This window comes from Alsobacter sp., assembly GCF_059501845.1.
The window spans coordinates 11,572-33,199 of sequence record NZ_JCACDK010000016.1; the positions used below are offsets into that span (position 1 = coordinate 11,572).

26 protein-coding genes are annotated in these 21,628 nt (G+C 66.8%); 1 reads left to right on the forward strand and 25 read right to left on the reverse strand.

Translation table 11 applies throughout. The annotated features are described in order from the left end of the window. Positions 1–3 precede the first annotated feature (3 nt). The 19 genes from AC5JCN_RS13370 to AC5JCN_RS13460 form a co-directional block, all read right to left on the reverse strand. On the reverse strand, positions 4–4,806 hold the full coding sequence (locus AC5JCN_RS13370) for a tape measure protein (protein ID WP_495755566.1): 4,803 nt from the start codon (positions 4,804–4,806) through the stop codon (positions 4–6). 1 nt (position 4,807) lies between these two features. Beyond that, positions 4,808–5,053: a hypothetical protein gene (locus tag AC5JCN_RS13375; RefSeq protein WP_495755567.1), complete on the reverse strand. Its 246-nt coding sequence runs from the start codon at positions 5,051–5,053 to the stop codon at positions 4,808–4,810. Between the two features lie 11 nt (positions 5,054–5,064). Next, complete coding sequence (locus AC5JCN_RS13380) at positions 5,065–5,547, reverse strand: hypothetical protein (RefSeq protein WP_495755568.1); 483 nt, start codon at positions 5,545–5,547, stop codon at positions 5,065–5,067. Between the two features lie 7 nt (positions 5,548–5,554). Beyond that, complete coding sequence (locus tag AC5JCN_RS13385; protein WP_495755569.1) at positions 5,555–5,977, reverse strand: hypothetical protein; 423 nt, start codon at positions 5,975–5,977, stop codon at positions 5,555–5,557. Positions 5,978–6,004: 27 nt separating this feature from the next. Then, positions 6,005–6,280 (reverse strand): hypothetical protein, encoded by a 276-nt coding sequence (locus AC5JCN_RS13390; RefSeq protein ID WP_495755570.1) that lies wholly within the window; start codon positions 6,278–6,280, stop codon positions 6,005–6,007. 11 nt (positions 6,281–6,291) lie between these two features. After that, positions 6,292–6,681 (reverse strand): tail completion protein gp17, encoded by a 390-nt coding sequence (gp17, locus tag AC5JCN_RS13395; protein ID WP_495755571.1) that lies wholly within the window; start codon positions 6,679–6,681, stop codon positions 6,292–6,294. Continuing rightward, complete coding sequence (locus AC5JCN_RS13400; RefSeq protein WP_495755572.1) at positions 6,678–7,124, reverse strand: hypothetical protein; 447 nt, start codon at positions 7,122–7,124, stop codon at positions 6,678–6,680. Before AC5JCN_RS13400 ends, gp17 begins: the two co-directional genes overlap by 4 nt. A 41-nt stretch (positions 7,125–7,165) precedes the next feature. After that, the gene (locus AC5JCN_RS13405; protein ID WP_495755573.1) at positions 7,166–7,519 is read right to left on the reverse strand and encodes a head-tail adaptor protein; all 354 of its coding nucleotides are present in this window, start codon (positions 7,517–7,519) and stop codon (positions 7,166–7,168) included. Next, positions 7,519–8,133 (reverse strand): head-tail connector protein, encoded by a 615-nt coding sequence (locus AC5JCN_RS13410; protein ID WP_495755574.1) that lies wholly within the window; start codon positions 8,131–8,133, stop codon positions 7,519–7,521. The genes AC5JCN_RS13405 and AC5JCN_RS13410 overlap by 1 nt, the downstream gene beginning before the upstream one ends. Before the next feature lie 72 nt (positions 8,134–8,205). Then, positions 8,206–8,697 (reverse strand): hypothetical protein, encoded by a 492-nt coding sequence (locus tag AC5JCN_RS13415; RefSeq protein ID WP_495755575.1) that lies wholly within the window; start codon positions 8,695–8,697, stop codon positions 8,206–8,208. An 11-nt stretch (positions 8,698–8,708) separates the two neighbouring features. Next, positions 8,709–9,134, reverse strand: a complete 426-nt coding sequence (locus AC5JCN_RS13420) for a hypothetical protein (protein WP_495755576.1) — start codon at positions 9,132–9,134, stop codon at positions 8,709–8,711. A 7-nt stretch (positions 9,135–9,141) separates the two neighbouring features. Then, the gene (locus AC5JCN_RS13425) at positions 9,142–10,449 is read right to left on the reverse strand and encodes a phage major capsid protein (RefSeq protein ID WP_495755577.1); all 1,308 of its coding nucleotides are present in this window, start codon (positions 10,447–10,449) and stop codon (positions 9,142–9,144) included. A gap of 108 nt (positions 10,450–10,557) precedes the next feature. Then, positions 10,558–11,427 (reverse strand): HK97 family phage prohead protease, encoded by an 870-nt coding sequence (locus AC5JCN_RS13430; RefSeq protein ID WP_495755578.1) that lies wholly within the window; start codon positions 11,425–11,427, stop codon positions 10,558–10,560. 7 nt (positions 11,428–11,434) lie between these two features. Further along, positions 11,435–12,853: a phage portal protein gene (locus AC5JCN_RS13435; RefSeq protein WP_495755579.1), complete on the reverse strand. Its 1,419-nt coding sequence runs from the start codon at positions 12,851–12,853 to the stop codon at positions 11,435–11,437. 10 nt (positions 12,854–12,863) lie between these two features. Continuing rightward, positions 12,864–13,241: a hypothetical protein gene (locus tag AC5JCN_RS13440; protein ID WP_495755580.1), complete on the reverse strand. Its 378-nt coding sequence runs from the start codon at positions 13,239–13,241 to the stop codon at positions 12,864–12,866. A 4-nt stretch (positions 13,242–13,245) separates the two neighbouring features. Then, a complete protein-coding gene (locus AC5JCN_RS13445; RefSeq protein ID WP_495755581.1) occupies positions 13,246–15,090 on the reverse strand; it encodes a terminase large subunit in 1,845 nt (614 codons plus the stop codon). After that, on the reverse strand, positions 15,090–15,533 hold the full coding sequence (locus tag AC5JCN_RS13450; RefSeq protein WP_495755582.1) for a hypothetical protein: 444 nt from the start codon (positions 15,531–15,533) through the stop codon (positions 15,090–15,092). Before AC5JCN_RS13450 ends, AC5JCN_RS13445 begins: the two co-directional genes overlap by 1 nt. 9 nt (positions 15,534–15,542) lie before the next feature. Then, a complete protein-coding gene (locus tag AC5JCN_RS13455; protein WP_495755583.1) occupies positions 15,543–15,893 on the reverse strand; it encodes a hypothetical protein in 351 nt (116 codons plus the stop codon). Beyond that, on the reverse strand, positions 15,893–16,858 hold the full coding sequence (locus tag AC5JCN_RS13460) for a hypothetical protein (protein ID WP_495755584.1): 966 nt from the start codon (positions 16,856–16,858) through the stop codon (positions 15,893–15,895). The genes AC5JCN_RS13455 and AC5JCN_RS13460 overlap by 1 nt, the downstream gene beginning before the upstream one ends. 34 nt (positions 16,859–16,892) lie before the next feature. Between AC5JCN_RS13460 and AC5JCN_RS13465 the strand changes: the two genes are divergently transcribed. Next, a complete protein-coding gene (locus AC5JCN_RS13465; protein ID WP_495755585.1) occupies positions 16,893–17,075 on the forward strand; it encodes a hypothetical protein in 183 nt (60 codons plus the stop codon). 104 nt (positions 17,076–17,179) lie between these two features. Here AC5JCN_RS13465 and AC5JCN_RS13470 read toward each other — a convergent pair whose 3' ends face one another. The 6 genes from AC5JCN_RS13470 to AC5JCN_RS13495 all read right to left on the reverse strand — a co-directional run bounded on the left by AC5JCN_RS13470 (position 17,180) and on the right by AC5JCN_RS13495 (position 19,975). Continuing rightward, positions 17,180–17,665 carry a hypothetical protein gene (locus tag AC5JCN_RS13470; RefSeq protein WP_495755586.1) on the reverse strand — a complete coding sequence of 162 codons (486 nt, stop codon included), beginning with the start codon at positions 17,663–17,665 and terminating at the stop codon, positions 17,180–17,182. Further along, positions 17,665–18,309, reverse strand: coding sequence for an SPRY domain-containing protein (locus tag AC5JCN_RS13475; protein WP_495755587.1), 645 nt, complete (start codon positions 18,307–18,309; stop codon positions 17,665–17,667). The genes AC5JCN_RS13470 and AC5JCN_RS13475 overlap by 1 nt, the downstream gene beginning before the upstream one ends. A 3-nt stretch (positions 18,310–18,312) precedes the next feature. Further along, positions 18,313–18,858: a DUF4376 domain-containing protein gene (locus AC5JCN_RS13480; RefSeq protein ID WP_495755588.1), complete on the reverse strand. Its 546-nt coding sequence runs from the start codon at positions 18,856–18,858 to the stop codon at positions 18,313–18,315. A gap of 6 nt (positions 18,859–18,864) precedes the next feature. Next, the gene (locus AC5JCN_RS13485; protein WP_495755589.1) at positions 18,865–19,062 is read right to left on the reverse strand and encodes a hypothetical protein; all 198 of its coding nucleotides are present in this window, start codon (positions 19,060–19,062) and stop codon (positions 18,865–18,867) included. A gap of 29 nt (positions 19,063–19,091) precedes the next feature. Then, positions 19,092–19,508, reverse strand: coding sequence for a hypothetical protein (locus tag AC5JCN_RS13490; protein WP_495755590.1), 417 nt, complete (start codon positions 19,506–19,508; stop codon positions 19,092–19,094). A gap of 119 nt (positions 19,509–19,627) precedes the next feature. Beyond that, on the reverse strand, positions 19,628–19,975 hold the full coding sequence (locus AC5JCN_RS13495) for a winged helix-turn-helix domain-containing protein (protein WP_495755591.1): 348 nt from the start codon (positions 19,973–19,975) through the stop codon (positions 19,628–19,630). Positions 19,976–21,628: the final 1,653 nt, after the last annotated feature.

Consider the following 21,628-nt stretch of genomic DNA (forward strand, 5'->3'; position numbering starts at 1 on the left):
GGGTCAGAGCTTCCTGCGGACGGTGGCCTCTGCCACGGCCTGGACCGCGACCTGCTTCATGGTCGGCAGCATCTTGGCGATGTTCGCCGCGTCGCTGCCGGCCTGGAAGGTGTTCTGCTGGACGACGGTCACACCGCCTCCGCCGCCGGCTGAATCCGACAGCCCGCTGATCATGTTGATCTGCTGGGCCCTTTGCTTGCGCGACAGCACCTCCTCGCCGCGCTGGAGAACAGCGGCCATCTCGTCAGACCGCAGACCGGAGTGGAACCGCGGCGCGCTCGAGATCAAAGCGCTCGACATCCGGATCGGCCGGCCCCCTGAGCCCACCGTGCCGCCCTCGTGGAAGAGCCCGCCCACGTTGCCCGTGAAAGGCACCGTTGCGCCGCCACCGCCGGTGAAGAGCCCGAAGATGCCGCCGCCACCACCGCCCACGAGGCCGGAGAAGAAGTTCGTCAGCTGCTGCTTCAGAGGCTGCACGAGCAGCTGCTGGACAGCGATCCGGAGGAGATCCTTCAGCAGGTTCTTGAACGCATCCTTGATCGAGGCCGAGCCGGTCGCGACGCTCTCGACGAAGTTGCCGAAGGCGTCCGCCGTCTGGTTGATCCACTCGTTCTGCTTGAACGAGGTCACGTAGTCGCCATAGGCAGTCGCGGCCTGCTCGGCCGAGATCTTGCCCTCCTGGACAGCGATGTTGAGGATGCGCTGCTGCTGCGCAAACCGCGGCGCAAGCTGCTCCAGGGTGCCGTACTTGGTGATGATGCCGTCATAGGCCTTGGCGGCTGCCTCGAGCTCCAGGGCGTTGCGAACCTTCAGCGCCTCGTCGGGCAGCTGGCCACCGTTCTGGATCGCCTCGCGGGTGCGCTTGATCAGGTCCGGAGCCGCCTTCAGGCTCTCCAGCTTCTCCAGCACGTCCTTGTCCTGCTGGTCGAAGAACGCGCCCTGCGCGGACTCGATAAAGCGGCCGAGTGCGTCGTTGAACTTCTGGGCGGTGTTGCCACCCTTGCCGCCTCCGCCGCCCTTCCGGCGGCCACCACCCCCGCCTGCCTTGATCGACTGCTCGAGGCCGGCGAGCTCTTGCGCGACCGAGAGGTCGATGAGCCCGCCCGTCTTGTCCTGGAGTTCAATCGCACGCTTCTTGGCCGACAGCGCACTCTGCGTCTTGGTCTTCTTGCCAGTGATCTCCGAGCGCAGCTGGTCGGCAACCTGCTTTTGGACGATGTCAGGCGTGAAGTTCTCAGGCACACCGACCATGTCCTGGATCTTCTTCTCGACGTCCGCCGAGCCAGCAGCACCCAGGGCAGCGTTAAGCGCGTTCACTTGGCCGCGCGCGGTCAGAGCCGCCTTGGCCAGCGCCAGCATCTCGCTGATAGGACCAGCGAGGCTCGGGTTGGCCGAGCCCAGCGCGATCAGCGACTGTATGAGAGACTGAAGCTCATCGTCGCTCGCTGTGCCCTGCTTCGCCAGCTGGTCGACCTGGTCGATGATGGCCTGGATTGCCGGCTGCACGTCCGCGCTGGCACCCGCGAAGGCGTTGCGCAGCTGCTCGCCGAGGTTCGCCAGGGTCACGCCGGCCGACTCGTTGAGACGCGAGATCAGCATCTCGGTCTCGGCGATCGACTGCGTCAGCCCAGGCGAGATCCCGCCCGCACCAGCCGACTGGAGCGCCTGGATCGCGGTCGTCGTCACGTCGATCGCGTCGGCGAGATCGAGGTACTGTTTCGACTGCGCAGCAATGATCTGCCGTGCGGCGTTCTCCGCCTCGCCCATCGTCGTCGAGCCGCCGCCCTCGTTCACGGCGTCGAATATCTTCTGGGTGAGATCCTTGACCTTCTGCGCGGTCTGGTTGGCCTCGGCCTCCGCCACCTGGCGCTGGAGCATGCCGCGGCCGCGGAGCTCCCGGATCGTCGGGTCGTTCTGCCCGAGATCCTTGAAGTTGACGTCGGAACCCGTGTTGAGGTTCTTCAGCGCGTCCTGCATGAAGCGCTCGGACGCGGCGTTGCGCAGGTCTCTCGGATCCTGGATCGTGCGTCCGATGGCGACCCGGAGATCGTCGAGCGCCGGCTTCGCATCGAACAGCTGCTGGATGAAGCCGCGCAAGTCCGCGGTCTTCTGGGCGAAGCCGGGATCCGCGGCCGCCATCCGGTCCAGCGAGTCCGCCAGCTTCCGGAGTTTCTCGTCGGCAACGATCGACCCATCCTTCAGGACGGTGAGGTTGTCGATGAGGCCCCGCATCTCCGCCGCCCGGCCATCGACGAGGCGCGCCGAACGGCTGCCGGCTCCGGTGCCAAAGCCCGCGATGACGCCGTTGAGCTCCGAGCGAATGTTCGTAGCGAGCCCAGAGCGGGCTTCCGACAGGCGCTTCACGAACGCCGCGGACTGTGCCTCGCCGGCACGACCGAGACCGCCACCCGCCAGCGCCTGCTCGATCCGCTTGATCTCCAGCGGCACCTGCTCGAGCGTCTTCTTGAAGTCCTCGGTGCGCTGCTTCGCCCGCAGCTGCATGACCTCGAAGATGCCCAGCGCGGCGCCGGCGGCCGTGAACGCGACGCCCCACGGTCCACCGAGAAAGCCCACCAGGCTCGACGTCGCCGTCATCAGCCCGCGCGCGGCCACACCGAGAGCGATCATGCCCGGACGTGCTGCGTTGCGGGCGACGCTGGCGGCGTTCTGGGCGATCGACTCCCTGTTGAGCGCGTCGGCATAGGCCGTCGACGACCGGGCCTCCTCGTCCTTGAACTTCGCGACCTGCTGGCTGGCCGAGACCGGGATCTGCGTATCAATCTGCTTCAGCTGCCCGGACGCCGTGTCTGCATTGGCCTGGGCCTTCACGCGAGCGACGCGCGCAGCAAGAGCCTCGCTCTCCAGCTTGGCGACCTGCTGCTGGCGCTGCTGCGCCGACTTGACCACGGACTCGTTGACGGTCGTCTCGGCCCGGGCCAGGCGCTCTGTGGCAGCGACCGTCTTCTCCCGGGCTGCCTGTTCGGCCGCAGCCGCGCGCGCCACCGTGATGGAGGCCTTCTCCTTCTCGCTGGCCTGACGAGACAGGATCCCAGCCTCCGCGTCCGCCGTGGCTTTCTCGGCCTGGAGCAGCTTGTTGCCAGCCAGGATCCGCTCGTTCACCAGCTGCTGGGATCGCTGCTTCTCTTCAGCGATGCGTGCCGACAGAGCCTGCCCACCCTCGAAGTCCTTCTTCGACCGGGCGATGGTCTGGGCTCGCTCCAGCGCGGCGATGTTCGAGCGATTGAGAACCTCGGCCGCCTTGGCGTCCTCGAGCGCGTTCTTGGCGTCCACCTCGACGGCGAGCGCCTTGTAGAACTTCGCAAGCTCCGTGCGGCGGACGCCACCACCAGCGGATTCGAGGGCCTGCTCCGCAGCAAGCCGCCGCTCCGTGGCAGCGCGCATGTCCTCCTGCGCCTTGACCAGCGCCTGCTCCGCCGCCGAGCGCTGCTTCACGGCAGCGGTCGATGCGGTGGCCGACACGTTCTGCGCGTCGTTGAGCTTCAGGAGTGCGGCGGCTTCCTTGTCGACGGCGTTCGACAGCTTCTGCGAGGTCTCGTCGACGACGCGGGCGGCTGCCTGGCGCGCGGCCTGAAGCTGCTTCGATGCCTGGAGGAGACGCGGCTGCGCCTCAAACTCCTTGCGGGCCTCCGAAGCGATAATCGAGTTCTCGCGGGCCTGCGCAGCCTGCTCCCGGGCAACCGTCAACTGATCTTGGGCCGCCTTCGCCGCTTCCTTGCGAGCGTTGATCTCCTCCCGGATCCCGGCGGCGATCTTGCCCTGCCCGCCACCCACCAGACCGCCGAGACCACGACCGAGGAAGCCGCCACCGATTGCCGCCGCGGCGAACAGAGCGGCGTTGCCGACCTGGTCGAAGTTGTCGGCCAACGCGATCAGCCCATTGGCGATCGCGGCCGTCGTACCCGTCGACTGGTCCAGCCGACCGACGAAGAACGTGATGGCGTTGTTGAGCGCCTGGAAGCCGTCATTGACGCGCGGCGTGGTACGCCCGAACGCGGCGTCGATGTCATCGGCGCCCTTGATGATCGCCTTGATGACACGATCGGAGGTCAGCAGACCCTCAGAACCGAGCCCTTTGAGCTCGCCACGGGCCACGCCGAACTCCTTGGCGATGAGGCTCGCCAGAGGGATGTTGTTCTCGAGGATGGAGCGAAGCTCGTCGCCCTGGAGGCGACCCGACCCAAGCGCCTGGGCCAGCTGGAGAGCAGAGGACTGTGCCTCTTGGGTGGACGCTCCGCCCACCACAAACGACTTCTGCACGGTCTCGATCAGGCGCAGCAGCGATGCGCTGTCCTTCGCAAGGGCCGGCGAAGTGGCCTTGATGCGCCCGTAGAGTGCGAAGGTCGACTCGAGGGTCGAACGGCTCCGCTGGGCGATCTGGAAGAGATCCTGCTGGGCCTTGGCCTGGTCGGCCGTGCCCTCCGTCACCGCCTTCACGCGGTTCGTCAGGTTCGTGTAGGTGTCGGCGTAGTCCTTCAGCGTCCGGGCCGCCGCGGTCCCGAGGAAGCCGCCACCCAGAGCCGCGCCGACCGCGAAGGCCGTCAACTCCAGCCTCTTCAGAGAGCTTTCCGTGCGCAGCGCCGAGATGGCGAGGGCACGGAAGCCGTCCAGCTGGAAGTTGCCGGCCTTGCGGCCCAACTCCTCGGCGGACTTCGCGGCCCCGCCGAGGGCCTTCGTCATACGCTGCGACTGCTGCTCGACGAGGGAGGCGTTGTTGCGGAGCGACGATTGGAAGCGACTGGTGTCATCTTCCAAATACACAGTGAGGCCGCCGACAACAGTTGCCATGTCAGCCTCTCTCCACTACCGCGCCGCCACGTTGGAAGACCGACACGAGGCCGGCGATACTCTGGACACGTTGCACCGGCCGGGCTGCGGCCTTGCGCGCGTCCTTCTCCTTCAGCAGCTTCGACAGCTGCTTCGGGTCGTTGAAACCGCATCCGATGAGGTTGGCCGCGACCAGACGCTCATCATCGCGATAGTCAAAGATCTCTTCAGCAAACCGGGCGATCTCTGCGGGAGTGAGCCCCCACATCTCGTCCGGCTTCAGGCCGGCTCGGTATCCAGCCCGGAGGAGTCGGTCGAACTCGTCTCGTCCATCTCCGGGCTCGCCAGAGGGTCCGCGTTCTCGGCCGCCTCCTCGGCAGCCTTGCGCATGTCCTCGGCCAACTGTGACGCGGACTTGCCCCAGCGCGCCAGGAACAGCGCGTCGAGGAGCTCCGCCTCAGCCGCTTGCAGCGGGAATGGGAGGTCTTCCCAATCGAGCTCCAGCGGCGTCTTGCCGTCGGCCTGCTTCAGCCCGATCCGCAAGCAGTCGGTGACGACCGCAGGATCCTGGCTTTCGACGCCGACGATGATGACCTGCCAGAAGAAGTCGATCCTCCGGCCGCGGTCGTCGTACTTCGGAGGCTCGTTGAGCGGAGCCCCGTACTTGCCGCGCAGCCGGACCAGATCGCCCGTCCGGAAACGCAGAACAGCGCCCTCCCCCGCGAGGGGGAAGGGCACCTCGTTCGCCATGGGATTGTGCATGGCTGGATCAGACCACCGTGATGGAGCCGGTCACCTTGAACCGGATCTTCATCCGCTTCGTCTGCTCGAGCTCGAAGGGCCCGTAAGTGTGGGCCTTCACGAACGCCTGGAACTGGAGGTACTTCGTCTCGTTCACAGGCCGCAGACGGAAGTTGCGGGTGATGCCGTTGTTGAAGAGATACGTCAGACCCGTCAGATGATCGTGGGTCGCGTTCTCCAGCAGCATGTGGCACTCGATGTCGAACTCCGGCGGCACCGTCAGACCAGCGACATACTCGCGCGAGGTCGAAGACAGGTTCGTCGCGTCGACCTCCGGACGCTCACGGGTGAGCTCGCCGATCGACACGATCTCCGCGATCGCGGTGTAGGTGCCGAGACCATCATCCATCTGGAGGAGGGTGCCGGCGCCAATGGACTTCACACTTGCCATGATGGTTCTCCTAAGCCTTGGGCAGCGTTACGAGTTCAGCGACGGCCGGCGGGCGGTCGCCTCATCCCTCGAGAAGGTCGAAAAGCCGCACTTCTCGCAGGCCCAATGGTCCTTGCGGGCCCAGGGCTTGGAGACGAGCTCGCACTCGTCGGGATTGCAGCGGGTGGACGTGGCCGGTGCGGCGAGCGCAGCAGCGGAGGCGCGCTTGCCCCACTCGTCATTCGAGACCGCGTCGGGCTGTGCCGCGAGCGTCTTAGCGTCGGCCAAGGTCTTCTCGGCCTCCGGCGTCTCTTTCTTCGCCATGTCGGGTTGCCTCACGAGTAGTGGACGCGGAAGTCGATAGCCCGGCTGTGGACGCCGCTGGTGTCCTCGAACAGGGCCACGTCGCTGACCGGGATGATCGCGGTGAAGAGCAGCGACTCGTAGGTGCCGCGGAACGGTTCCAGCCGTTGCAGGACGAGCTCGCCGATGTTCTCGGCCACGAGATAGGTCGGTGCCCTGCACTCGATTGACACGCGCCGCGCGGACGGCCCGCGGGTGCTGTCCAGCGTCGGCGTCAGACTGTTGGCGATGTCCTTCAGGACGATGTGCGGGTACTCGGCGTTCTGGAGCGCCTGCTGCCAGTAGATCCGGTTGCCGACCAGAGCCTTCAGCGGCGTGTAGGTGGCCAGCATCGACCGCAGGACAGGGCTGCAAGACTTCATCGCGCACGCCTCCGCCCGCCACCGCCGCTGCGAGCAGCGGATGCCATGATCACCTGGCCGATCATCGTGAAGTAGACCTTCGCGGCCTCGTCCTTGGCGTCCTCGAGAGCGGGCCGCATGAACGGGTAGCCGGGATGGCCGGGATGCATGATCCCGCCGAAGCGCCGCGGCTGCCAGTGTGCCCGCACGCTGTATTCGACGAGGTGGGCGTACTTGGACGGGAAGTAGCCCCGCACCTTGCCCGTGGTCTGACCCAGGATCGAAGCCTCGCGCCGGTCCGGGCTCTCGCCGATGGCCAGAGACTGCATCAGCGCGCCCGTCACCACCGAGCCATTCAGCTGGAGGTAGGTCTTCGCCGCTTCCTTGATCGGCTCCAGCGCGGCCTGCCGGGCCTTGCGCCTGGCCGCCGGCGTGATGGATGCCGCAGCCTGCCGGAAGGCCATGGCGAGCTCCGCCGAGCCTCGTACGCCGTACCGGGCAGCCATCAGACGCCGAGGCGCTTCTGGACGCCGATGCAACGGACCTGCGAGCGCTGGTTGCGATCGGCGTGGATCACGTCGATGTCGAACAGGAGCCCGTCGACCCGGAAGAGCATGGCGGTGGTCAGGACCGAGCCGCCGCTGTCCGGCTCCATCACATCCCACCAGTCGAAGCGGAAGTTCGCGGTGGGCTGGCTCAGCACCTCGGAGCCCTCGCGGGTCTCTCCACCACGAAGCGGTGTGAACTCCGCCCAGATCTGGCGCCACACCACGAACTCGGTGGATGGCTGGCCGATCGCGTCGACCGTGTCCATCCGGACGAGGATCTCGACCGGCGTGTTGCGCTTGCCCGCACGCATCAGGCCGGATCCACGGAGTCGTTGAGCACCCGGTAACGGCCGGCGAAGCGCTCCATGCCGTACTCGATCTTGCGGCTCACATAGGAGACGCGCTGGTCCTCGAAGTCGGCCTCGCGGTGATCGTAGAGAGAGCCCGCCAGGAGGCGGATGGCCGCCCGGACGCCACGCGGCACGTCGGCGAGCGCCCAGCCCGCCGTGAATTGGATCTGGGCCGCCTGAGGATGATCCTCGAGCGAGGGCCAGGACTGCCCAGGGATGAGCGAGACGGTCGGCACGTGACCATTCACCGTCAGGTAGACCGTGCTCGCGACCGTCGTGTAGGCGGTCTGTGCGCTGTTGAGCGCGGAGATGCTGCCGACAGCGACCAGCGGGCCGATCGGAAGCTCGAAGGACTCAGGGAGCGTGGCGCGCTTCAGCACGTAGGTGCGCGGCAGGATGCTGCGCCGCAGCCATCCGTCGATCCCGTCGAAGTAGGCGTAAGCCGTGAGAATGCAGTCCTCGAGGAAGTCGTCTTCCATCGAGTGCGAGATGCGCTTGGACTTCTTGAGCTCCTCGACCGTGAGCAGACTGAGGATCTGCCCGTCATCGACGGTGCTGGTCGCCTGAAGGTCCATGGCGCTCTCCGGATGATCTGGGGACCGCGGCGGGGACGAGAAACCCGCCGCGGTCCTTGCTCACAAGGCCGCTCAGACGAGCGACTTGGAGACGGGCTGGCGCTCGGGGCCAAAGAAGACCCACGAAGCCTGCCAGACCACCGTGTCGGTGGCGGAGCGCGACAGGTCCGGCGTGATCTGGCAGCCGATGAACTCGCGGCAGGTCTCCAGATTGAAGTCGAACTCGATCGACGACTTCGTTGCCGCACCGGAAGCCACGATCGTCGCCGGGTAGGCCACGTTCGGGTTGATGTGCGTGGCCGCGACGTCAGCCGCGCCGGCACCGCCGGACGAGGTGGCATCGCGCAGCTTCACCGCGAAGGAGAGGGATTCCGCCGCGTTGATGGCCGCGTCGAAGGTGATGACCAGCTTGGCGCTCTTGTAGACGCCGCTCGCACCCTTGCGGGACACCCATGCACCGTTGACGACGGTGTTGTCACCAGCACCGGCGGCGGTGGCAGAGCCGTTCGCCGCGTACTCAGAGCGCGCGTAGGCGCCGCCGTTCCGCTTTCCAGAGATCGACATCGTGTTCTCCTTCAGGCCGCCGCGCGGCGCTGGATTTCAGCCTCGATGATCTCGTTCGCTTCCTCGCTGGTCGTGACGGCACGGCCCGCGATCTTCGACGCGATCATCTTGCGCTTGGTGTGGTGGAGCTCCTCCCAGCCGTCGGGGATCTCGACGGTCTGGTCGGAATCGGAGGCGTCGTCGTCGCCATCGCCGGCATCGGCATCAGCGTCGTCTTCACCAGCGGCGGCGTCATGGTCGCCGTCGCCATCATGTGCCGGGATCGGCTCTTCTCCCGCGGGCTTGGCGGGGACGTCGTCAGGGTCGACGTATTCGGCGGCCCCCGACTCCACGATGGTCTGGGCCTGCTCAGCAGTGAACCCAGCCACGTCGTGGGTGTAGTATGCCCGCCAGGTCCGCAAGAACCTGACGGGCACGAGCCCGATTTCGGACGGCATCGCGCGCTTACCAGCGAACTGCGGTCAGCACGGAAACGGCCTTGAGCTGACGCAGGCCGATGTCGTGCTGGGCAGTCGCGAGGATCGCGGTCATGCCACGCTGGAAGAGCGAGATCGGCGAGGAGCCGTTCTCGATCATGCCCTCCGAGGAGGACGCCAGAGTGATCGGGCCAGCCTCGCCGAACAGGACGTGCTGGAAGCCGATGAACGCGATGAAGGTCTCGTCCGTGCCGCCTCCCAGGTTGGTCGGCAGGTTGGTCGTGACCAGGACCGGGAAGCCCTTGAACGTCGGGTTGGCACCCTGGAGCGAGGGATAGGCCAGGTTGCCGTTGCCGTCGCGAATGTCCTGCAAGTAGCCGAACGAGCGCTGCGACATGACCCACTTCGCCGAATTGGCCGGGACGTAGTTGAGCAGCAGGCCGTTCATGCACTTGCGGGCATCGGAGTCGATGTTCGCGATGGTCGGCGTGGTCGAGTTGACCGCGGGATTGGACGTGATGCCGGCCACGTTGAACAGGCCGAGCGGGTTGCCCTGGAGACCGTCACCGCGGAACATCGCGGTGTCCATCTTCTCGGACATGGCCGCCACCAGGTCGCTCGTGACGAACGACTGTGCAGAGGCCAGCGACCAGTTGAGGAAGTCGTTCGTGACCGGGACGATCGCCTTGAGGGTCTTGGCGGTCATCTCGATCGAACCGAACGTCGGCTCGGTGCGGGCGGCAGGCTCGGCCTCGGACGAGTACGAGGCGGAGGAGCCGGAGACCGCGCGCGGCATCTTGAAGGAGCCGTTCGGCATCTCGATGCGCGTCGGGCCGCCCTGGAGAAAGACCGTATTCGGCCGCAGGAGCTCGACGAGCTCGGACGACACCGGCGTCGGCACAACGATGCCGCCGGCGGCCGCGTTCGAGACGTTGAGCGTCTTGCGGAAGGTCGAGATCTCCTTGGCGAGATCGCCGTAGCCCATCTCTTCCATATAGTGGAGGGCGTTGCCGCCACCTTCCGACTTGGCCTTCAGGAGGCTGAGGCACATGATGCCCAGCTTCTCGGTGGCCTTGAGATCCTTCTTGACCTCGGCGTGCAGGACAGTCGCCTCCTGCGTAGCCGTGGCAGGCACCGCGGCCGCAGCCTTGGAAACGGCAACGCGCTCCAGGGCCTTGATCTCGCGCTCGATGGTCTCGACCTCCTTGGCGGTCGCCTCGAGGCCGTCGAGCTCCTCCACGGTCAGGCGGCGGCTTTCCGCCGATGCCTTGGACACGATCTGCTCACTCGCCCCGGTGAGTTCCTTCAGGCGAGCGCGAAGCTGCTCCAGCGTCATTTTAATCTCCGATGCTGCTGGGGTTGCGCTAAAGCGAAAGGGCCCCCGACATGGGAGCCCCAGGCTTCGCCCCTCGCGGGGCGGTTCATCCCTTGCGGGAATTGGTTGTCAGGCGGCGCGCGCCTTGACCGCGGCGATCTTCGCCATGGCCTTGGCGGCCCGGTCATCGATCTCCTCGTCGGAGATGGCCGGAGCCTTCTCCTCGACCTTCTCGACCGACTTCTCCTCGGTCTTCTTGATGCCGAAGGCCGCCTTGATCCGCTCGACCAGCGAGGCCTCGCGGCGCTCGACGATCTCCTCGACGATCTCCTCGGTGGTCTTCGGAGCGATGCGCTCCACCACCGTCTTGTAGGTGCGCTCGTACTCGGCGCGCGGGACCAGCAGGCCATCGGGCGTCTTCGCCCAGGTGTCGAGCACCTCCTCGAGGAGCTCCTTGGCCAGCCGCATGTCGCCGTCGGCTGACTTCACCAGCGCGCCAGGATTCGACGGGATCGGCACCACCGAGCACTCGACCAATTCACATGCCCGGATCTCGTAGGACCAGGTCGGCGTCCCGTCTTCCATGGTCCGGATCGCGATGTCCTTCGGGATGAACCCGATGGAGCAGGCGCGCATGACGCCCGACTTCACCATCGCCGCCATCTTGTCGGCCGTCTCGTCGACGCCCGCATCCAGGAAGGTCAGCACCCCGTCCAGCTGCGCCGGGCCCTTGGTCAGGTCGCCCCACGTGCCGATCGGGAAGTCGCGGCTCTTGTGGAAGGGAAGCGCCACCGGGTTCTTCATGAACTCGGTGATGTCGATGCCGGCCGTGAAGACGATGTCGCCGTCCCGGTCCTCCTGCTGCGTCGACATGGTGAACGTCGCCGACCGGTTGTTGTCCGACCAGCTGGCAGGTGCCTTGGACGCCTTGTGGAAGCGGCCGTCCGGCGACCCGCGCTTGGACAGGAACTCGTCGACGGAGATGGTGCGCTCGGGCATCGGTGCCTCACTTCTTGAGCAGGAGGAGCTTCGCGGGCTCCTTCGGCGGGGTGGCAGGCTGCTGCCCCGGATCGGCGCTCTGGCCGCCGCCGGCGTTGTCTTCCGGCGCTCCGGCCTGGCCTTCCATGACGGGATCGTTCTTCTCGTCGACGAGGGTGATGTTGACCGGGATCGCGCGGACCTTGCCGGAGTCGTTCGGAAGCGGGTCGTAGTCGCCGAGCTCCCGGCGGGCCTCGTCCAGCGTCAGGGCCCCCGCCTGGACGCCGATCTTCGCGATCTCGGCGCGGGTCTTGACGTCCACCGCCGCCATCTCGCTGCGATCGAACTCGAAGCAGTATTCCAGCCGCTCGTCCTCGGTCAGGAGCGCGCGGGCGAAGGCCGCCTCGATGCGCTTGGCCGTCGGGACCAGGCTGTCGGACACGTAGGTCCGCTCGGCCGCGTCCATGTTCTCGTACTTCACCGCGTCGAAGTGCATCAGCTTGTGCGGCGGCATCCGGAAGAGCCGGGACACCTCGCTGATGGCGTTCTTGGCAGCGACCGCGACTTCGCTGTCCTTGGCCGTCATGGACAGGGTCTGCACGGTGGTGCCGTTCTCGAGCACCAGCGGCGACTCGCCCGACAACGCCTTGTTGAGCATCTCACGGAACTGCGAGCGCAGCCGGGCGAACTGAGGCTCGGAGAGCTCAGCGTCCTCCGAGAGCGAGAAAGCCACCGACTGACGCGCGCCCTGCTGGAAGAGGTTCCGCTGGTAGTCAGAGATCGCCTTGGCGGCGTCGAGCGAGTCCGCGCCGGCAGCCAGGGTCGAGTAGCCGTTCACGCCGTCCAGGAGCCTGCCGCGGATGTGCAGCATCTGCTCCGAACGCAGCCGCGGCCCGAAGTCGGAGAGGATCGCCTCCTCGAAGGAGTTCGACCGTGCCACGTCGTAGAAGAGCTCGCCGGTCTGCTTGTAGACGAGCGTGGTCACGCGCGACGGAATGATCGGGATCAGCGCCCGCAGGTCGCCGCGGTATGTGATCCGCTTGGCCACGAAGGCATTCTGGGTGGCCGCGAAGTAGCGGATCGTCATGTCCCAGAAGTCCGCCCACGTGTGATAGGCGTTCGGGTCGAGGGCCAGCATCCGAGAGATCGGGTGGTCCTTCGGCTTCACCTCTTCCCGGCGGTCGTCATCGACCTTCTTGAACATCCGGAAGGTGGCCTTCCCAATGTCCTGGGCGATGACATCGCAGGCGAGGAGGAAGGCGCTGTTGCGCAGCGCCTCCTGCATCGTCGCAGGCCGCGACAGGCCGGACTTGCCCAGCAGATCCGCAAGGGTCTGCCAGGAGCCGCCAGGGCCGGACCACGTCGAGATGACGGTGTCCTTGGCCCGGGCGGGGACCGAAGCCTCGGGAGCACCCGAGACCTTATGCCTGCTGCGGCGGCGGCTCATCGGACCGACCTCAGAGGACGATCTTGATGGGCACCATCAGCAGCGCCACGTTGTGCGAAGTGTAGGTGAACTGGAGCTTGCCGTTCGCGTCCATGTACGCCGAAAGCTCGTCCTTATCGAGCTTGAAGAAGCCCCAGCCGCCGTTGGCCGCGACCGTGATTGACTGGTTCGGCTTGGTCATCTTGCCGAAGCCGGGAATGACCTGCGTGCCAGCCTGCCCGACCAGCGTCACCGGGATGGCGACGGTGTGGCCGTTGCGGAAGGCGATCAGGTAGGCCGAGCCGTCGTTGAGGACGGGCACGGCGTCGCCGCCGGCAGCCGTCGCCGTGGAGCCAGCAGCGGCAAGGAGGCCCGACTCGTCGGGAAGAAGGGCGGTTATGTCAGCCATGGGGTCAACCTCTCTGCTGGGGCTCGGAGGCGCCGTGGACGCCTCGTTGGGTGTAGACGTGCAGCCGCTCTTTCTTCTTGTCCGGCTTCTTGCCCTGGAGGCGGCAGCCGTTCGCGAAGACGAGGGCGTGGATCCCGTCGATTTTGTGCTTCGAGTTCGGCGCGTCCTTCTTCGGCAGCACGTTGCCCTTCTGGTCGCGGTAGGCGACCACGTTCATGGCGTGCCACTCGAGGACAGGGTTGCCGTCGTGCCGGAGCGTCTCGGTCGACACCCGCGCCACGAAGTCGTCGGTCGGCTCGGTCATGTTCCGCGCCGAGTTGGCGAAGAGCACCACGTTGATGCCCGTTTTCGCCAGGTTCTGAGCCAGCTGCTGCGCCTGGTAGGGATCGAAGGCCACCACCTCGACGTCGAAGAACTTCGCGTCCTCCCGGATGTCAGCCTCGATCACGTCGAAGTCGATCATCCCGGGCCCGGTCTCGATCACGTGCCCGGCCTTCATCCAGGCCTGATACATGCCGGTCAAATCCGGATCCAGGAGCGCAGGGCAATCGCTTGGGATGTAGAAGCGCGGGAAGACGCAGATGTCCTCGCCGTCCTCCACGATCACCACCGTCGCCGCCATGTCCCGCCGGCTGGCCAGGTCGACGCCGATCCAGACCTTGCGGCCGCGGAAGGCATCGATGTCCAGTTTCGGGTCGACGCAGGCCGCCCAGCTGCCCGGCTCGACCAGCCGCGCACCCGCATTCGACCAAACGTTGAGGCGCGTGCGGAGGAACTCCGCCTGCGCGCTCGGGTTGTTCAGCGCCTTCGAGACGTCCTCCCGGACCTTCTCAGGCGAGACCGAGACGCCCCACATCGGGTTGGCCTTGATCCAGGTCTTCTCGACCCAGAGGTCGTCGTCCTTGTCGACCGTGTAGATGATGGCGAAGAGGTCGTCCTGGCGATGCAGGCCCTCCAGCACCCTCTCCGCAGCCTTGATCTGGTCCCAGCAGATCCCGGCAGCCACACGGCCGGCCGTCGTGATCTTGAACAGCAACGGGTTCTCACGCGCGGCCTGCGAAGAGCTCATCACATGGAAGAGGCCCTCCTCCTGCGCATGGAGCTCCTCGAGGATGACCATGTGCGGGTTGTGGCCGTCCTGCGTCTCCGCAACCTGTGTGATCAGCTGCACCTCGCCGAGCGTGGCCGAGCAGCGGATCTTCTTCGTCAGATCCTTGAGACCGAAGGCCTCCGCCAGCAGCGGCTCCTTCTTGATCATCTTCACCATCGGATCGAAGACCTTGCGGGCCTGATCCACGGTGCGGGCGCCGATATAGATCGACGGGCCGTCCTCACCCTCGCACGTCAGCGCGTAGTGCCCGAGACCCGCCGTCAGCAGGCTCTTGCCGCTCTTGCGCGGGATGACGACCAGGACGTCGCGGACCAGCCGGACACCCGAGCCGTTGCGCCGGAACCCGTAGATCGCCGACACCACGAAGCACTGCCAAGGCTCGAGCCGGACCGGACCGGACCTCGTCCACTGCGAGCCCTCGACGTGCGGCAGCTTCTCCAGGAAGGAGCACACGTCGACCACATGGGCCGGCGACCAGTGGAAGCTCGCCGCCGCGGTGCCCGCGATCCGGCGCATCTCCAGGTATCGCTCTGCCGCCAGCTTCACCCACCGGCAGGCAGGCTCCAGCCCGTCCACCAGCCGCTTGGCATGGTCGAGCGCGATGCCGCAGAAGTCGGTGAACTCCTCGGTGACGCCCGGCGAGACCTCGATGGGAACCCGCGGCCAGAACTCGTAGTCCGCCCGGCTCGTCCGCCCCTTCGTCCCGGGCGTCTTGCCCAACGTCCTCTTGCGAGCCATCAGCGGCGCCGGGCGGCGAACCCGTTGGACAGAAACTTGTTCTCCTGGCCCTTGACCGACGAGCCGTTGAAGGCCCGGTCGACGCTTTCGCGCTCGAGCTCGGCAATCGACGTCATCAGCCGCGAAGGCAGACCAGCCGGCACCCGCATGCCGCTCGCCATCTTGTTGCGGAGATCCTCCATCCCAGCAGCAAGGATTTCCACTTTCATGTGGGTCAGCATCGTCAGCCGACCCTGCTCATGAAGCGTGCGGATCAAGCGATCGTAGGTCTGTTGTCCGATACCGCCGGGCTCCAGCGGAAACCGGCACTCCGGGATCTCTTGCAGAGTCGGAAACGCGACAACCGTCTGCCCGGAACGCTCCGCGCGCGCCTCTTCGGAATAGCGCGGATCGAATGTGCCCTTGGCGAGCTTCGCAGCGTCTGTGAGTGCAGGACGGCCCATAACGCAACCTCAGACGATGAGCGTCGGCTCGATGGTCAGCGAGCCGCGCGCGAGCGTGTCGACGTTGCCACCCGTGTCGATGGCCTCGAGCTCGTGATAGTAGGTGCCCGGCGGCAGGCTGACCGTATCCGCCGGCGCGATCGCCACGAGCACACGGCTGGCGCTTGCCAATGAGATGCCGCTGCTCGTGGTCTTCTTCAACAGGACGCTGGTGCCGCGGGCCTTCGGGTTACGGCCCACCCACCAGCGCAGCGTGCAGCCCGCCAGGTTCGCCGCGGATCCATCCGCCTCGAGGCAGCTGAAGGCGAGCGTCTTGCTGTCGCCCGCCACCATCTGCGCGTTCTGGTTGGTCGCCGGCATCACACGATCCCCTTCAACTCGATGATCCGTGCGTCCCGCTGACCTTTGAGCTCCGTCACACCATCACGACGTCCGACGAGCTCGATGGGCGTTCCCAGCACGGCCGCCGAGCCATCCCCCGTGGCGATGCCCTGGAGGAACACCGCAACGACTTGCTGGACGATACCGGAGACTACCGCTCCACCCGAGCGCACGCCCGGGATCAGGCTCGCCGTGACCGTGATCGTCGCGCCAGGCGCCGCCGTCCCGCTGAATGCGGAACCAGGCAGGATCGACGCCGTTACAGGGAGCGTCGCGCCGGAAACCGACGCACCACCAGAGCGCGCGCCAGCCGTGAGGCTTGCCGTGACCGGGAGGAGTACGCCCGTCGCCGTGGCAGAGACCGTGCCCGAGCCCGCGAGCAGCGACGCCGTCGCCGTCAGGGTCGTGCCGGCCTGTGCCGCGCCACCAGAGGCCGTGCCCGGGATCAGCGACGCCGTCGTGCCGAGCGTCTGCCCGACCGCCGTGCCGCCTCCCGCGCCCGCCGCGCCGCCCGGAAGCAGGCTCGCCGTGACCGGCAGGGTCTGACCCGCCGTCGATGCGCCGCCCGTACCCGTGCCCGCGACCGCGACGCTGGCCGTGGCTGTCAGGGTCGCCCCTGCCCGGCTCGCACCACCCGTCGCGCCACCAGAGCTTGCCACGGAAGCCGTGGCCGTCAGCGTGGTCCCAGAAGCCGCCGCGCCGCCGGTCGCCGTCCCTGCGATCAGCGAGGCAGTGGCCGTCAGCGTTGCGCCAGAAGCGTTACCTGGGCTGGCACCGCCCGCCGAGCCCGCAATGAGGCTCGCCGTGGCCGAAAGCGTCTGGCCTGCGGTAGACGCACCACCCGTCGCGGAACCCGCGGTCGGGATAGACGCAGTCGCCGACAGCACCTGGCCCGTGGCAGACCCGTTGCCCGTCGCCGTGCCGCCGATCAGCGATGCGGTCACGCCTAGGAGGATCCCGGCCGCCAGAGCGCCGCCGATGGCAGCGCCAGCAGTCGCGATCGACGCGGTCGCCGAGAGAGTCGATCCCGCCTGCGAGGAGTTCCCAGACGCCGTGCCGGCGATCAGGCTCGCCGTAACCGAAAGCGTGGATCCCGCCTGCGACGCACCGCCAGACGCTGCGCCAGCCGTCGCGATGGACGCGGTGGCGGAGAGTACCTGACCTGACGCGTTGCCGCCGGTGGCCGCAACCGCACTTGGCGGCAGAAACCTCTTGCCTTTGCGGGGGCGCCTACCTCGCCGGAGCCAGATCGCCACCGCTCAAACTCACAACTCTTCGATATAGAAGGTGATGGCGACCGTCATGTCATCTGCAAGCGTCGTCTGAAGCCGCACGATGAGACCGGAGCCGTTGATGCACACCGGGCAATAATCCGCATCCGGATACCAAAACTCCCACGGGCTGCCGCGCTCGTTCCATCCGTGCTCGCCGAGGAACACCGCCGTGCCCGAGGTGGTGGCGACGGTCGTGTCATTGCAGCGCACCGTGGCGCCGCAGGCGGCATCGGCCACGTTCATCGGAACAGGTGTCACCGCGCCGCCGCCGGTGCCGACCGTGAAGGTGGCGGGCAGGCGGATGATGGAGATGCGCACGCCCTCTTCGGCCGCATCGCCCACCTCGGAAATCTGGCCGATCGACCAGCCGCGCAGGCGAATGGGCTTGTTGGAGGCAGGCTGGACCGAGAGGAGGTCGGTATCCGTGCCCGCTGCGGTGATCGTGCCCGTGTACGGCACGGCATAGATGCGGCTCATCAGAATCTCCGGGTGAATGTGCGAAGGGCGCGGCGGGGCAACAGGATGGCTTTCGTCGCAGCAGCGGCCCCGAGTTCCGAAAAACCCGAGGGGGCCGAATACGTCCACGATGTCGAGGCAAACTGGCCCGTCCACACGTCGCCGTTCGAACAGGCGACTGCGGCGTAATAGGTCGACGACCCCGAACTTGACATGCCCTGGCCGTTGCTGGCCGTGGCGGGGTCGGCACTGAGCGTCGAGCCGGCCCAGGTTCCTCCGTTCTTGCGAAACCATATCGTGCGGGTCGAGGCATCAAATGCGATGCCGATGTGATCCCCTTGCCCGAAACTCTGGCGCGCGCCCGTGTACCCAGCAGGCTCATAGTACCATTGACTGTCGGACCAATAGGCGCCGATGCTGTTGGTGCCGTTTTCGCCGAAATAGCCGGTATCTAGGTTGAACCCCGCTCCCGGCGCCACGACGCCGACGCCGAACCCGCCGCTGCTGCGCGTGGTGGCGACGACCTCGAAATAGAACTTTCCCGACGACGACCCATCGACAGTCAGGACGAACTTGTCAGGCGAACCCGAACCGGTGGCAATGAGGTTGCCACCGGACAGTGTGATCGTTGACGATTTTTTAGAGGCGTCCCAAGTCGTCGCCATGGATCAGGGCCAGTCCCACCCGTCGACTTCAGCGCGGCTCTTCACGGCGCCCGCCGCGATGGCGTCAAGGCACTCCTTCTCCGCGGCGAAGCACGCCTGCACATAGGCCGCCACCGCCTGGGCGATGCCGGTCATGGCGGCGAGGTCGAGCGTGGCCCAGCCGGACACCGCCTTGAACGAAATCGACGACACCCACCCCCGTTCAAGGATCAGCAGCGCCGCCGTGATCTTGTCCTGCGAGGCGTCGGAGGTATCGACCCTGACGCCGTTGGGCAGGGTCAGCCCGCCGGACGCGCGCTGCCACCTCACCTCAGCCGCATAGGCCTTGAGTTCCATCGCCTGCCAGGCGGAATCGGCACTGCCGCCGGGCCACACCAGGTTGACCTGCGAGCCGTCGCCGTTGACCGTGAGCGCCGGGCCGCGCCCGCTGGGGCGCACTTCCTGCACGTCGCGCCAGTTGGCGCGCTCGACCTCGGCGATGTCGGCAAGCGAGCCCTGCCGGATTTCGATGACGGTCAGACCGCCATCGGTGCGCGCGATGTAGGGCATGGCGCGTCAGGCTTGACCGGAAGCGCCGGACGCAGCAAGCGCGCGCTCGGCGCCCTCGGCCTCGCGAATCTGCTGGTCGATCTCGACGATCTCCTGGGCAACCGCGCCCATCTCGACCCGGATCTTGTCCTTCTTCGCAGCGAGCTTCTGATGCTCGGCGATCTTGGCATCGCGCAGGGCGATGAGTTCCGCACTGGAAGCCATTGTGGTGTCTCCTGAGAAGTGCGGCGGGATCAGTTCTGGACGCGCAGCGTCGAGGCGGACAGCGACCAGGTGCCGCCGGACGAGACCACGTCCGAACCAAAGTCGATGACGGCCACGAGCTCGTCCGCCGACGAAGCGCCGCCGCGGGACTTGTAGATGACCGCCTTGCGCGCGGTGATCGTCGCAGTCGACCAGGAGGCCGCGCCGATCGTCACGTCGAGGCGATCGTTGGCCGTGTCCTTGGTGACCGTCACCGTCGTCGAGGCGCCGCCGGCGGTGTAGCCGGTGCCCGTCACCTCGTTGGTCACGGACGAGCGCTTGAGGTGCGAGTCCTTGTCCTCGGTGTAGGTGCTCGTGGTGAGCATCACCTTGAAGGTGTCGGTGTCCAGGTCGATCGCGCCGCGAGCGAGATCCTCCCAGAACGAGTTGTAGATCAGCGAAGCCATGGTGAGGGTCTCCGGCCGGGAGGGTCAGGTGAGGAAGACGAAAAGGGAGAAGACGAGGGAGATGCCGGCGAACACGCCGCACACGGCAACCGCCTCGGGAGCGACGCGGGCGAAGGCCTTCATGGCGCCCTCTCGTCGATAAACCGGGCCCAGAAGCCTTGCTGCCGGACGATGAGCCGGAGACAGGAGATCTTCCGGTTCAATTTGTGGCAGAGCGCGCCGACCGCCGTGACCGTGTCGTCGGGACCGCCGTTCGGGTCGTCGCCATAGAGCGTGTCGACGATCTCAGTCCGCGGCACCACCCGGCCCGGTCGGGCTGCGAGCAGGAGGAAGAGGTCGTACTCGAGCGGGCCCAGGCTCCGAGACCACGTCGTCCCGCGGAAGATCACCCGCCACGGCACGACGATCTGGAGCCGGCCCAGCGGCAGCGCGCGCGGCCGCACCGTCAGGACAGGCGGTTGCAGCATGCGTGTGAGCCAGGAGGCGCTGGAATTGCCTGGGGCGCGATCTCTCGTCAGCCGACCAGGTCTCGAGGAGATGAAGCTCGCCGCGCTCGCGGGCGTAAGCCTCCATCTTGCCCTTCAGTCCGTGGCACTCACGGCAGAGGACTTGGACGTTCGGTCTGTGCAGCCGGAGGGCAGGAAAGTCCCGCAATGGCAGGATGTGGTCCACCACGTCGGCAAGCACGTCGCAATCCGCTGCCTGATGCCAGCGGCACAACGGATTTTCACGCAAGAACCGTGCAGCGAACCGAGCCCACCGCTGGTCATAGCCCCTTTCGTGTCGGCTGCCCCTGGTCTCTCTGTCTCGCTGCTTCCTCTGAAGCCGCGGCAGGGCCAGGCGCCTAAACGACGGAACCAAGTCCATTGGTCGACGCATACTCGCGCATAGCCAGAAGCGGTGCCGTAAATTGCAATCCCTGTCAAACGGCTGTTTCCCAGGCCGTATTCGTTTGACCGCCCCCGTCGGTCCTCTAGTTACGGCCCGTTTTTTTAAGTCGGAGGGGCCATCCCTTTAGGTCTTTGGGCCTGGGCTCTGGGCTGCTGGCCGGGCAGTGCCACGCCTCTCTACTGCTATAGAGGTATGGCCGCATGAACACTTGACTATCTTTCGTTCTGTGAGCATGCGCGCGTGCCTGCTAATCCGCTTTGTGGCGTGGCATGGACTGCGGATGGATGCTGCACGAATGCTTGTGTAAGGGACTTGTCGGCGGATGCGTATGCGCCTATATTCGCTTTGCGTCGTGAGACGCGGCGGCCCGGCATGGACGGGCGGCCCTCTCCCCGGCCCGGCATGGACGGGCTTACGGGGAGGGAGGGAGAGACAGGAAGCAGTGAGGAGAGGCGGCCCGGCGGAGTACGGGCTTAGCCTCAGAGCGAAAGAGGGAACGGAACGGTGCAAGCGATTGTCGCACGGATGGCGGAAGGAAGGGCGGCCCTCGCGGCTGGCCGGACTTCCGACGCCGTGCGGCTTTTCGCTTCCGCCCTGTCGCTCGCCAACCGGCATTGCTGGAGCGCGCGCGGCCGCATTCTCGCGTGCCTCAGCTTCGCTCGCCGCGCGCTTGCGGCCGCAGCTGATGCGGCGGCCCGTGCGGTCCCCGCTCTTGTGGCGGCCGTGGCGGCCCGGGTTGCGGGTTCCGCTCCGGCCGCCTCTTCCGTTGATGCGGCTCCGGCCGCCTCCCGTGCGGCCCGGGTTCCGGCCGCTTCGCAGCATGAGGTTGCAGCATGTCTCTCGCAGAGCGTCGCGCCGTTTTCTTCTACTGGAACGCAGTCCGCCGGGAGGGCCGCCGCTCTTCCGATCCGGTCCGGATCGAACGCGGCGAGCGGATGGCACGATGGGCGCTCCGCCGCATGGCATGGGCTGCGGGCCGCAGCTGAGGCGGCCCGGGAGGCGGCCCGTTCCGCCTCCCGCCTTCTCTCCCGGCTTTGCGCTGCGACGGTTGCCCGGTTCCGGGCGGCCCTCGGAACGCATGGCGCGTTCCCGCCCGGCATGACCGGGCGCGCACTCGGAGATGACTCCCATGACGACGATTCCGCAGGAAAATCGCAAGGTCCGCCGGTCCGTTCGCGAAGAACGGCGCCGCTTGACGCGGTCCGCCCGTCGCATCCGCATCGCTGAAA